Source organism: Amphritea sp. 1_MG-2023, assembly GCF_030547545.1.
In the GTDB taxonomy this organism is placed as follows: domain Bacteria; phylum Pseudomonadota; class Gammaproteobacteria; order Pseudomonadales; family Balneatricaceae; genus Amphritea.
In genome coordinates, this window is the sequence record NZ_JAUOQE010000033.1 from 1 (window position 1) to 12239 (window position 12239).

A 12239-nucleotide genomic window follows, 5' to 3' on the forward strand; every position below is an offset into this window, starting at 1 on the left:
TCATCTACTTTGTCAGCCAGCTTGAAAAGGTCCAGACATTTCGCTGCACTGGCTTTCGCGTATCTGGCCATTCTAATCTTCGCAGAGAACACAACGGACTTATTCGCACCTTCCTTAGTCATACGTGCAAACAAAAAACCCCGTCATGGTTGACGGGGTTTTATCAATCGAATCCTTATAAACTTTATAAACCTACGTTGTTACATCCCTTTAACATCCAGCGCCCCTTCATTTTGCAGAAAATCTTCGTCATCCTGCAAAAAGAAACCCGATGATTCCGAGCCGCTATCGATATCAGGATTGGTGTCTGAGTTTAATTTGATCATCAAGCGTAAATCGTTCGGTGAATCGGCATGCGCAATAGCGACATCATAGTTAATCGTGCCGGCTTTATATTCATTGAACAACGCCTGATCGAAGGTCTGCATGCCCAAGTTGGTGGATTTACTCATCACCTCTTTTAACTCATGCACCTCACCTTTACGAATCAGATCCTGCATCAGTGGCGTATTGATAAGCACTTCAACAACCGCCCGACGTCCCTTGCCGTCTTTGGTCGGCAGTAACTGCTGAGCGACAATGGCTTTGAGATTAAGCGATAGATCCATCCAAATCTGCGCATGATGTTCGGGCGGGAAAAAGCTAATAATACGGTCTAACGCCTGATTGGCGTTACTCGCGTGTAATGTCGCCATACAAAGATGGCCCGTTTCAGCAAAGGTCAGGCCATACCCCATGGTATCTGAACTACGAATCTCCCCCATCAAGATGACATCGGGAGCCTGACGCAAGGTATTCTTCAGTGCAATATCAAACGACTCGGTATCGAGGCCAACTTCCCGCTGAGTAATAACACTCTGCTTATGTTCATGGATATACTCGATCGGATCTTCAATGGTGATGATATGACCGGCGCTATTGGCATTGCGATAATCGATCATCGAGGCTAAAGAGGTCGACTTACCGGTACTGGTACCGCCGACAAACAAGATCAAGCCGCGCTTGGTCATCGCCAGATCTTTCAGCACCTGCGGCATATTCAGCGCTTCCATTGACGGAATATCGGTATTGATTCGCCGTAGTACCATGCCCGGCGAGTTACGTTGAAAGAAGGCACTAACACGAAAACGCCCGATACCATGCGCACTGATGGCGAAATTACACTCATGCGTCCCTTCAAACTCAGCCATCTGTTTATCGTTCATGGTGCTGTAAGTCAGCGCCCGCGCCTGAGCCGGCTTTAACGCCTCTTTTGTTAATGGCTTAATCGTGCCATCAACCTTAATGCTCGGGCGAGCCCCTGCGGTGATAAATAAATCAGATGCTTCCCGATCAGTCATAACCTTAAGTAACTGAGTAATATCCAATATCATGACTCCGTGTTAAAAATTCTTGGCATTCAAGGCCTTACTACGTGCCGTTTCACGCGTAATCATGCCTTTCTTGACTAAATCGGAAAGTGATTGATCGAGCGTCACCATGCCAAAGCCTGCCCCCGTCTGAATCGCCGAATACATCTGAGCCACTTTATCTTCACGAATCAGGTTACGTATCGCCGATGTACCCACCATAATTTCATGCGCCGCCACTCGTCCCCCTTTCGGCTTTTTCAACAACGTTTGAGAGATAACCCCTTGCAGAGATTCCGATAACATCGACCGCACCATCGATTTCTCTGCCGCCGGGAACACATCGATAATACGGTCAATGGTTTTCGCCGCCGATGTGGTGTGCAACGTACCAAAGACTAGATGACCCGTTTCAGCAGCGGTCAATGCTAGACGAATCGTTTCCAGATCTCGCATCTCCCCCACCAAAATGATGTCAGGGTCTTCACGCAGCGCCGAACGTAACGCCTCTTCAAATCCGAGCGTATCACGGTGCACTTCACGCTGATTGACTAGGCACTTTTTACTCTGATGAACAAATTCGATTGGATCTTCAATCGTCAGAATATGCTCATTACGCGTCTCATTAATGTAATCGACCATCGCGGCGAGCGTGGTACTCTTACCCGAACCCGTGGGGCCTGTCACCAGCACCAATCCCCGAGCATTATCGGACAGATCGCGGAACACCTGTCCCATGCCTAGATCGTCCATGGTCAGCACTTTACTCGGAATTGTCCGGAATACGGCGGCCGCGCCTCGGTTCTGATTGAACGCGTTGACACGAAAACGTGCCAAGCCAGGCACTTCAAAGGAAAAATCGGTTTCGAACCGTTCCTCATAATCCTTTCGCTGTTTATCGTTCATAATATCGTAAATCAGCGTATGAACTTGTTTATGCTCAAGAGAAGGCAACTTAATTCGACGGACTTCGCCATCAACCCGAATAACCGGGGGCATACCCGCGGTAATATGGAGGTCGGATGCTCCCTGCTGAACGGTAAAAGATAAGAGTTCTGTAATATCCATGGCTTCTCAGGTGTTTTTAAGGAGCCGACCAGCAGCTCCATTGATTATCTGTAAGCGTCACAGCCTTGACAAAAAAGGCTTAACAAACCGCGCATGTCCTGTCCCCATCATAAAAGCTGTTATCAAGCTTATAAAGGCTTTAATCGGTCTATTTTGCCTCAGTGTTCGAGTGATTTACCATAAAACCCTGAAAAGCCCCCCGTATCCCTATCGAAAAGCCCTAACCGCTGTGGCAAATATTCACGGGCGACACTCGCGTCTCTGGTAGTATAATGGCCTCATCCTGACGGATTGCATTATAATATATCCACATTGTATATCCGTTTTATCAGATTCACTCATTATAGCCAATCGCTCGTTTTTACAAATATGACACAGATAACAGACCGGTTTGATCAGGTTCGTGCACAAATCACTGCGGCGGCAGTACACGCCAAACGTTCACCCTCAACCATCAAGCTACTGGCCGTGAGTAAAACACGTCACGCGGATGAGTTACGTCAGGCTTGGTCCGCTGGGCAACGCGATTTTGGCGAAAACTACCTGCAAGAAGCGCTGGACAAAATTGAAGCCCTCGATGACTTAGATATTTGTTGGCACTTCATCGGCCCGATACAATCCAATAAAACACGACCGATTACAGAAAACTTTAGCTGGGTACACAGTGTCGACCGTCTAAAAGTCGCGCAACGACTCAATGATCAACGTCCCAAGGGAATGCCGCCTTTGAATATCTGTTTACAGGTCAATATTAGTGACGAGTCGAGTAAGTCTGGCGTGCTACCTAGCGAACTCAGCGCGCTCGCGAGGGATGTTGCCAGCTTAGAGAATATTCGCTTACGCGGACTGATGGCGATTCCCGCCAGTAACGATGATCCGCAGCGTCAACGCGAACCCTTTGCACAGCTCAATACGTTGTTACAAAACTTACAACAGCAACTACCGAGTGCGCCGCTAGATACACTCTCAATGGGTATGTCCGCTGATATGGAAGCCGCGATTCTCGAAGGTGCAACCATGGTGCGCATCGGTACCGCGCTATTTGGCCCTCGAGATTACAGCGAATAGTCCCGCAGCCTCAGACAAATACAACTATTCAGACAGTTTTAAGATCAGGAGTTTAACGTGAGCACACAACCTACACTGGCATTTATTGGCGCAGGCAACATGGCTCGAGCGATTATCGGTGGATTAATTAGCAACGGTTATCCGGCTGCTAACATCTGGACCACAGGGACTCAGCTCGACAACATGGCGGATCTGAAACAGCAAGGTATGCAGACCACCACTGATAACAATGCCGCAGTTGCCGCTGCCGATATCGTCATTCTTGCCGTTAAACCGCAAAAGTTAAAAGCCGTGGCTCAGGCGATGGCGCCGGCGGTGCAACAACATCAACCGCTGATCGTGTCCGTCGCGGCAGGTATTCTGTGTAACAGTTTAGAACAGTGGCTGGGGGGCAATATTGCTCTCGTTCGCTGCATGCCCAATACGCCCGCCTTAGTCCAGCTCGGCGCCAACGGTCTTTATGCCAACCCGCAGGTCTCCGCCACTCAGCGTCAGCAGACAGAACAAGTGATGCAAGCGACCGGATTAGCCCTGTGGGTCGATGATGAACCGCAACTGGATGCGGTGACCGCCGTCTCCGGCAGTGGTCCTGCTTACTATTTCCTTATCATGGAAGCGATGGTCGCCGCTGGCGAGAAGCTGGGGCTGAGTCGCGACGTAGCACAGCAACTCACCATTCAGACCGCTCTCGGTGCCGCTGAGATGGCGCGTCAAAGTGATGTCGAGCCTGCGGAATTGCGCCGCCGTGTCTGTTCGCCTAACGGTACCACCGAACAGGCGATCAAGACCTTTACCGCTCAGGGATTACCCGAAATCATCGAAAACGGGATGCAGGCTTGTCATGATCGCGCTCAAGTGATGGCCGCAGAGCTCGGTCAATAAACCGGTGTTATAAAAAGCCTTTCTGTGGTTCATAGTCATGAGGAAAGGCTCTATACTCTAGGTCAGTTTTATTAAGGCATAGCGCCAGACCCAACTTAATCAGATACCTGTAACAGGAACAGAGACAATGGGATCAGATCCTCTCAGTTCAATTATTCAGCTGTTCGGCCAGCTATATGCATTTATTGTAGTGCTACGCTTCTTACTACAGATAGCTAAAGCCGATTATTACAACCCCATTTGCCAAGCCGTGGTGAAAATAACGGCCGTACCACTCGCGCCGTTACAGCGCCTAATGCCGCGCCCTGCTAACATCGATCTGTCACCGTTATTACTCGCCTTTTTAATTAATATTGCCACCTGGGGTGCCATCTTATTATTTAAAGGACAGAGTATCGGTGATAACTTCACCGCCATGCTGGTACTGTCTGGCGTCGGCGTTCTAGACACGCTGTTAACGATCTATTTTTATGCGGTCATCGGCTCTGTTATTATCAGTTGGGTCGCGCCCGGTAGTTACCATCCTGGGCCGCAACTGATCACTCAACTGACAGAACCTGTATTTGGTCTGGCACGCAAGGTTATTCCTTCCTTGGGAGGCTTAGATCTATCACCGATCCTAATCTTTTTTGTGATTCAGATCGCGCGTTCACAGCTGAGTAGCCTAACTCACTTTTTACTCTGAGATCGGCAATGGCAGATACCTTCTATCGTTGGCAGGATGATAGCTTAATTCTTAGCTGTCACCTGCAGCCTAAAGCCAGTCATGATGCGATTGTCGGGCTACATGATGATAGTGTTAAAATTCGCATTACGGCACCGCCAATTGAAGGCAAGGCCAATGCCCATCTGATAAAATTCCTCGCGAAACAGTTTGGCGTGGCAAAAAGTTCAGTGTCGATACTCAAGGGCGAACTGGGCCGGCAAAAGCGAGTCAAAATTGAACAACCGAAGAAATTTCCTCAACAATTAACGATTGAGCCTAACTGAAGTGATACCGAAATCTCTGCATAACGACCGTCCCACGAGCTATCTGATTCTAGATAACAAGGCTCTGCTGTACGAAATGTGAAGCTCGACCACGTACGTCTGCATCACTTTTCAAGTCATCTGCGTTAAGAGAATATTATGCCTCTATCATTTCCTGAAGATTCTGTTGGTATCGTCACACCACAAACGATCTGTTTTGATCAACCTCTGTCATTAGCCTGCGGCCGTCAGCTTGACCGCTATGATCTCATCATCGAAACTTACGGCACCTTGAATGCCGATGCGTCCAATGCCATTTTGGTGTGTCATGCATTGTCCGGCAATCAACATTTAGCCGGTTACAATAGCGCGGAAGAGAATAAACCGGGTTGGTGGGACTCGGCGATCGGGCCGGGGAAGCCCATTGATACCAATACATTCTTTGTTATCGGTCTGAATAATCTTGGCGGTTGTCATGGTTCTACCGGCCCACAAAGCATCAATCCAGACACCGGTAAACCCTTCGGCCCCGACTTTCCCATTATGACCGTACCCGACTGGGTTGAAAGCCAAGCGCGACTGGCCGACCATTTCGGTATTCAGCAATGGGCCGCCGTGGTCGGAGGGAGTCTAGGGGGAATGCAAGCGTTGCAATGGGCGATTAATTACCCTCAACGACTGCGACACTGTCTGATTATTGCCGCCGCACCGAAACTGAGTGCCCAAAATATTGCCTTCAATGAGGTTGCCAGACAAGCGATCTCTCGCGATCCCGATTTTAATAACGGTCATTTTTACGAAAATGGAAAGGTACCAAAAACAGGCCTGATGCTGGCCCGTATGTTGGGACACATCACCTATCTGTCGGATGATGGTATGCGGGAGAAGTTCGGTCGAGAGCTGCGAGAGGGCAAACTCAGCTATGACTTTAATCCACAGTTCGAGGTTGAATCCTACCTACATTATCAGGGCGAACGCTTCTCCACCGCATTCGATGCTAATACCTATCTATTGATGACCAAAGCCTTGGATTATTTCGATCCCGCTGCCGATTATGGCGACGATCTCGCCAAGGCCGTGAGTCATGCGCGCTGTAAATTTATGCTGATAGCCTTCACCTCCGACTGGCGTTTTGCCCCAGAGCGTTCTCGTGAAATTGTCGATGCCTTAGTTGCTGCAGAGAGACAGGTCAGCTATGCCGAAGTGGATTCCGATCACGGCCATGATGCCTTCTTGATACCAACTCCACGTTATATTGATATTTACTCAGCCTATATGAAGCAGGTCGCTAACGATATTCCCAACTCATCCCAGGAGAACACCTAATGCGCGCTGATCTTGAGATTATTCAGCAATGGGTAAAGCCCAATAGCAAAGTACTCGACCTTGGCTGTGGTGACGGAGAGCTGCTGTCGTTTCTGCAACACCAGAAGAATACTCGCGGTTATGGGGTAGAAGTCGATCATGACAATATCACCGCCTGCCTTGAGAAAGGGGTCAATGTTATCGAAATCAATATTGATGACGGGCTCGCCAGTATTGATGATCATAGTTTCGACACCGTGATCATGACACAAGCGCTGCAGGTGATGACGCGCCCAGATCAAATTGTCGATGAGATGCTACGCATAGGTAAAGAGTGCATCGTCACCTTCCCTAACTTTGGTCATTGGCGTGCCCGAGGTTATCTGGCCTTTCGCGGCAGAATGCCCGTATCGAAATTCCTGCCCTATACTTGGTACAACACACCCAATATTCATTTCTGTACCTTTAAAGACTTTGAACAACTGTGTGTCGAACGTAATATCCACATCCTCGATCGCACCGTTGTGGATAATGAACATAAACATCACTGGTCGATCCGGTTGTGGCCCAATATGCTCGGCGAAGTCGCCATTTACCGCATCACACGTTAAGGAGATATACGATGCAAGCACTCATTCGATACACGCAGAGAATCAAACATGCTTCAGCCGCATTGATCATGATGCTAAGCCTACTCAGCGCCGCCTTTAGCGCCAATGCCGAGCAGATGGTCGCGCATGGCGATTATAGAATTCATTACAACGCCTTTAATAGTAGTTTTATTGCCCCAGATGTCGCCGCGGCCTACGGGATACAACGTAGCAAAACCAAGGGATTACTGAACATATCGGTACTGCAAGAACAAGCCGATGGTAGCACCAAACCGGTTTCCGCGGTGGTACAAGGCGATGTTACTAACCTGATCTCGCAAAAGCAGACGTTAAACTTTACCGCGATCAAGGAGACTGGAGCCCTCTACTATATTGGCGAATTTGGGTTTACCGATGATCAGGTATTACGCTTTAACCTACAGGTGCAACCGGATCCAAACCTACCGGCTTATCGCATCGATTTTGAGCAACGTTTTTATATCGATTAACACCCTTTTTACTTTTTAAAATTTTCGAATAGCAAGGTGCTCAATGTCCCGACAAATTGTGCTTGCCAGTGGCAATAAAGGCAAACTAAAAGAGTTTAATCAGGTATTGGGAAGCTTGGGGGTTGAAGTCGTCCCGCAGTCTCAATTTAATCTGCCGGATGCCGACGAAACCGGCCTGAGCTTTGTTGAAAACGCCATTATCAAAGCCCGTCACGCCTGCCATTTAACCGGTTTACCCGCCTTAGCAGATGATTCAGGCCTAGAGGTTGATGCCTTGAATGGTGCCCCAGGCATTTATTCTGCACGCTTCGCGGGCCCTGACGCCAGCGATGCGGATAATAATCAGAAACTCCTGCAGCTCTTGGAGGGCACCTCGCCCGAACAGCGTAGTGCCCGGTTTCGTTGTGTCTTAGTCTTTATGCGCCATGCCGCAGATCCTACCCCATTGATCTGTCAGGGAAGTTGGGAAGGTCAGATTTTACCGTTACCTCAAGGCGAGAATGGCTTTGGCTACGATCCGCTATTTTTAGTGCCCGGGCTGGATATTGCTTCTGCTCAACTACCGCCAGAACAAAAAAACAATATCAGTCATCGAGGTAAAGCCGTTCAACAACTGATCCAACTCATTCCGGCTTACCTGTAATATGCTCAGCCTACCGCCACTGTCTCTCTATATCCATATTCCGTGGTGTGTACGTAAGTGCCCTTATTGCGATTTCAATTCTCATGCGGTGTCTGGCGAAATTCCACAACAGCGTTATATCGATGCATTAATGCGCGATCTCGAGCAAGAGCTAGCCGGGGTGCAGGGACGTGAAATCGAGACCATTTTTATTGGTGGCGGCACCCCCAGCCTGTTTGATGCGGCTGGGATAGAACAGATACTCAGTGGCATTGCCGAGCGTACGCCACTATCTGTCAACGCCGAAATCACCATGGAAGCCAATCCCGGCACCTTCGAGCAAGCCCGCTTTGCCGGTTTTAGAGCCGCTGGCGTTAACCGTTTATCGATTGGGGTGCAAAGCTTTGATAGCGCCCGCTTACAGCAGCTTGGGCGGATTCATAACCGTCAAGATGCGATCCATGCCGCCAGCCAAGCACGGCAAATAGGCTTTGATAATTTCAACCTTGATCTCATGCATGGCTTACCAGAGCAAACACCTCAAGCGGCACTAGCCGACCTACAGCAAGCTATCGATTTGCAGCCAACTCATCTCTCTTGGTATCAGCTTACCATCGAGCCTAATACCGAGTTTTTCAGTAAACCGCCGCAACTGCCGGAAGACGAAGCCCTATGGGCGATTCAAGAACAGGGGCAAGCGCTGCTGCAACAGCATGGTTATGAGCAATACGAGATTTCGGCATACAGCCAAGCGGGCTATCAATCACGTCACAACCTCAATTATTGGCAATTTGGGGATTACCTCGGTATCGGCGCTGGCGCTCACGGTAAGATCAGTTGGCCTGCACAAAACCGTATCACTCGACGCTGGAAGCAGCGTCAACCGAAAGCCTATATGAACGCCCTGAAACCGCTCTCTGGCGAACAAGATATCAGCCTGCAAGAGCGTCCGTTCGAATTCATGATGAACGCCCTACGGCTCACTCAAGGTGTAGACGCCACGCTATTCGAACAGTACACCGGTTTAACACTCGTTCACATCGCGGCACAACTGCAACAGGCTCGTCAGCAGGGCTTACTTTCAGATGAGATAGATAGACTCGCGCCCTCCCCTCAAGGACGACTGTTTCTAAATGACCTACTCACACTGTTTCTCGAGGCATAACGGCACGGTCAGGCAAACCCTTTAGCCCGCTATCGCAAGAATCGGGTAGCGCTGACGATAGAAATCACTGACACTAAATTAATCAAGCAATGGTGCAATCTCGGCTTGCCTGATTGATAAGACTTAGGCTCTTATCGTCACGGCATTAACCCTTGCGTTTGACGGGGTTAATCCAGCGAATCAGCAAACTAAACGGTTGTGAAACATGGATCAGGTATATGCCACTTAAGAGTGTACTGCAACTACTGTTACTCGCCGCCCTTTGGGGAGGTTCCTTTCTGTTTATGCGAATGGCTGCGCCGGTCATCGGTCCCGCCGTTATGATTGAACTGCGGTTATTCTTAGCGGCGCTGTTTCTCTTACTGATCGCTCGGTTATTGCGTCGCCACCTACAAGCAGGTCAACACTGGAAGCATTTTTTTATGCTCGGCTGGTTTAACGCCGCCCTACCGTTTCTGCTGTCGGGGTTTGCTGCGCAGACATTATCCGCTTCACTCTTATCCATTCTCAACGCTACCGCGCCTATCTGGGGCAACCTACTGATTTCGTTACGTTATCGCAAGCCCTTAACGATCAAGACCCTCTGCGGTCTGAGCGCGGGGATAGCCGGAGTCGGCCTAATCCTTGGCTTTGACCCCGTGCTGGTTCAAGAAGGTTCCACGGTGGCGATCATCGCAGTGCTGGCCGCGGCACTCTGTTACGGTATCGCTAGCTGTTATGCACAGGGAGCCGATCATGTTGAGCCTTTTACTAATGCCCATGGCAGCATGTGGGCGGCGACTTTTCTGCTGTTACCGCTGTTGCCCTTTTTCCCGGCTCAAGCAAGCGGTGATCCACAGGTTATCGGTGCGGTTTTATTGCTGGGTATCTTCTGCACCGGCTGCGCTTATCTGCTGTATTTCAGACTCATCGCCGATGTTGGCCCATCCTCAGCCATCACAGTGATCTTTCTCGTACCGGTGTTTGGTGTTTTATGGGGCCACCTGTTTCTCGATGAGCAGATCGGCTGGCACACTATTGTCGGGGCCTCTATAGTGCTCTGTGGGGTCGCCCTGGTGACGAACTTTAATCCGCTGGCGCTGCTGCGCAAGAGGCGACCTATCGATGTCTAATCCCCCGTCTACTGATAATACCCGCACCTATGAGACGATTGCGGCGGCCATTCGCTATATCCGTCAGCATGCCAAACATCAGCCATCATTGGCCGAGGTCGCAGCAGCGGTGGACTTAAGCGAACATCACCTACAACGGATGTTCAGCGCGTGGGCGGGCATCTCTCCCAAACGCTTTCTACAATACCTGACCAAAGAACATGCGCTGCAATCGCTAAAAAACTCCGCCGATAGCCTGACCGCCGCTCACGCCGCGGGATTATCCGGCGGTAGTCGATTACACGATCTAATGATCAGCTGTGAAGCACTCACTCCCGGTGAGATTAAAGCCGGTGGCGCCGGCGTTGAGTTACGCTATGGTATGGCATATTCCCCCTTTGGCCTGGCACTGCTCGGCTGGACTCCTCGTGGCTTGTGCTATCTGGCATTTATCGATGATGACGCTGCCGAGCGTCATGCCGAGCTCTGCCAGCAATGGCCCAACGCCGTTATGTTGCAGGATAACCCAGGCGCTGAAGCGCTATTAAAGAGGATCTTTCCCTCCCGCCCACAACCGCAAAAGCTGCACCTGCTGTTACGGGGGACGAACTTTCAAATTAAAGTATGGGAAGCATTATTAAACACCCGTTCAGGGCAGTTTTATTCATACTCGCAACTGGCTGCCGCGACCGGATCGCCGAAAGCACAACGGGCCGTGGGCAGTGCGGTGGGGGCGAACAATATCGGTTATCTCATCCCTTGCCATCGGGTCATCCGTGAAAGTGGCGAAAGCGGTCACTACCGCTGGGGAGCTGAACGTAAGCAAGCGATACATGGCTGGGAATATGCTCAAGCGATGCGAGAGTCAGAAGATGACGAAATGCCTCGCCCTTAGTAACTCGTGTTTAATTGTAGCTACCTAACGAGCAGCCGCTAACGTTAAGCCTTTAGTTTTAAACTTTAGAGGTAAGGGTTACTGATCGGCATAGCCACTCATCAAACCAAGACTGATCGCCATCTGAATGAGTTCCGACAGTGATTGTGCTGCCATCTTACTCATCAGATTTGCCCGATGACCCTCAACGGTTTTACGGCTAATACCTAACACATCGGCAATATCCTGATTACCCAACCCTTGAGCGACCTGTTCGAACACCTGCCGCTCACGCTTGGTCAACGCCGCATAATGCTGCTGTACCGCTTGGCGTTTCTGTTGGCTGCTGCGCTGGGCGAGATCCTGCGCCAAGGCTTGCTGCACATGATCGAGTAATAACTGATCATTAAAGGGTTTTTCGATAAAGGTGCGGGCCCCTTGGGTCATGGCGGTAACAGCCATATTCACACTGCCGTGACCCGAGATCATAATGAGGGGAAGATCGACCTGATAATCAGGCAGTTGTTTCTGCGCACTGATACCGCTCAAGCCCGGCATCCGCACATCCATGACAATACAACCACTGGTGCCAGGTACAAAGCTATCGAAAAACGCTTGGGCATTATCAAACGCGGCGACCGTCAGCCCGACAGATTCGAGTAACCATTGCAGTGAATCTCGCACATCGACATCATCATCTACTACATATACCGTCTGTTTAACCATATTGCTCTTATCATCAATTAA

Annotated in this window: 14 protein-coding genes; 11 read left to right on the forward strand and 3 right to left on the reverse strand. The window is 49.9% G+C overall.

What is annotated here, in order from left to right:
* Positions 1 to 200: 200 nt before the first annotated feature.
* Together Q4488_RS15295 and Q4488_RS15300 are read right to left on the reverse strand one after the other, a co-directional pair.
* Positions 201 to 1367, reverse strand: a complete 1167-nt coding sequence (locus Q4488_RS15295) for a PilT/PilU family type 4a pilus ATPase (RefSeq protein ID WP_303581352.1) — start codon at positions 1365 to 1367, stop codon at positions 201 to 203.
* Between the two features lie 15 nt (positions 1368 to 1382).
* Positions 1383 to 2417 (reverse strand): type IV pilus twitching motility protein PilT, encoded by a 1035-nt coding sequence (locus tag Q4488_RS15300; RefSeq protein WP_303581353.1) that lies wholly within the window; start codon positions 2415 to 2417, stop codon positions 1383 to 1385.
* A gap of 369 nt (positions 2418 to 2786) precedes the next feature.
* Here Q4488_RS15300 and Q4488_RS15305 point away from each other — a divergent pair, with 369 nt between their 5' ends.
* The 11 genes from Q4488_RS15305 to Q4488_RS15355 all read left to right on the forward strand — a co-directional run bounded on the left by Q4488_RS15305 (position 2787) and on the right by Q4488_RS15355 (position 11513).
* Positions 2787 to 3485, forward strand: coding sequence for a YggS family pyridoxal phosphate-dependent enzyme (locus Q4488_RS15305; RefSeq protein ID WP_303581354.1), 699 nt, complete (start codon positions 2787 to 2789; stop codon positions 3483 to 3485).
* A gap of 57 nt (positions 3486 to 3542) precedes the next feature.
* Entirely contained in the window at positions 3543 to 4367 is an 825-nt protein-coding gene (gene proC / locus Q4488_RS15310; RefSeq protein ID WP_303581355.1) for a pyrroline-5-carboxylate reductase, read from the forward strand.
* A 127-nt stretch (positions 4368 to 4494) separates the two neighbouring features.
* Positions 4495 to 5052 (forward strand): YggT family protein, encoded by a 558-nt coding sequence (locus Q4488_RS15315; RefSeq protein WP_303581356.1) that lies wholly within the window; start codon positions 4495 to 4497, stop codon positions 5050 to 5052.
* A gap of 8 nt (positions 5053 to 5060) precedes the next feature.
* Positions 5061 to 5357: a DUF167 domain-containing protein gene (locus Q4488_RS15320; RefSeq protein WP_303581357.1), complete on the forward strand. Its 297-nt coding sequence runs from the start codon at positions 5061 to 5063 to the stop codon at positions 5355 to 5357.
* 138 nt (positions 5358 to 5495) lie between these two features.
* Positions 5496 to 6662 (forward strand): homoserine O-acetyltransferase, encoded by a 1167-nt coding sequence (locus Q4488_RS15325; RefSeq protein ID WP_303581358.1) that lies wholly within the window; start codon positions 5496 to 5498, stop codon positions 6660 to 6662.
* On the forward strand, positions 6662 to 7252 hold the full coding sequence (gene metW, locus Q4488_RS15330; protein ID WP_303581359.1) for a methionine biosynthesis protein MetW: 591 nt from the start codon (positions 6662 to 6664) through the stop codon (positions 7250 to 7252). Before Q4488_RS15325 ends, metW begins: the two co-directional genes overlap by 1 nt.
* Before the next feature lie 11 nt (positions 7253 to 7263).
* Positions 7264 to 7740, forward strand: a complete 477-nt coding sequence (locus Q4488_RS15335) for a DUF4426 domain-containing protein (RefSeq protein WP_303581360.1) — start codon at positions 7264 to 7266, stop codon at positions 7738 to 7740.
* 43 nt (positions 7741 to 7783) lie between these two features.
* A complete protein-coding gene (gene rdgB / locus Q4488_RS15340) occupies positions 7784 to 8383 on the forward strand; it encodes an RdgB/HAM1 family non-canonical purine NTP pyrophosphatase (RefSeq protein WP_303581361.1) in 600 nt (199 codons plus the stop codon).
* 1 nt (position 8384) lies between these two features.
* Positions 8385 to 9527, forward strand: coding sequence for a radical SAM family heme chaperone HemW (gene hemW, locus Q4488_RS15345; RefSeq protein ID WP_303581362.1), 1143 nt, complete (start codon positions 8385 to 8387; stop codon positions 9525 to 9527).
* Positions 9528 to 9745: 218 nt separating this feature from the next.
* Positions 9746 to 10639, forward strand: a complete 894-nt coding sequence (locus tag Q4488_RS15350) for a DMT family transporter (RefSeq protein WP_303581363.1) — start codon at positions 9746 to 9748, stop codon at positions 10637 to 10639.
* Positions 10632 to 11513, forward strand: a complete 882-nt coding sequence (locus tag Q4488_RS15355; protein ID WP_303581364.1) for a methylated-DNA--[protein]-cysteine S-methyltransferase — start codon at positions 10632 to 10634, stop codon at positions 11511 to 11513. The genes Q4488_RS15350 and Q4488_RS15355 overlap by 8 nt, the downstream gene beginning before the upstream one ends.
* 78 nt (positions 11514 to 11591) lie before the next feature.
* Here the strand turns inward: Q4488_RS15355 and Q4488_RS15360 are convergent, their stop codons facing one another.
* Positions 11592 to 12218 carry a response regulator transcription factor gene (locus Q4488_RS15360; RefSeq protein WP_303581365.1) on the reverse strand — a complete coding sequence of 209 codons (627 nt, stop codon included), beginning with the start codon at positions 12216 to 12218 and terminating at the stop codon, positions 11592 to 11594.
* Between the last annotated feature and the right edge of the window lie 21 nt (positions 12219 to 12239).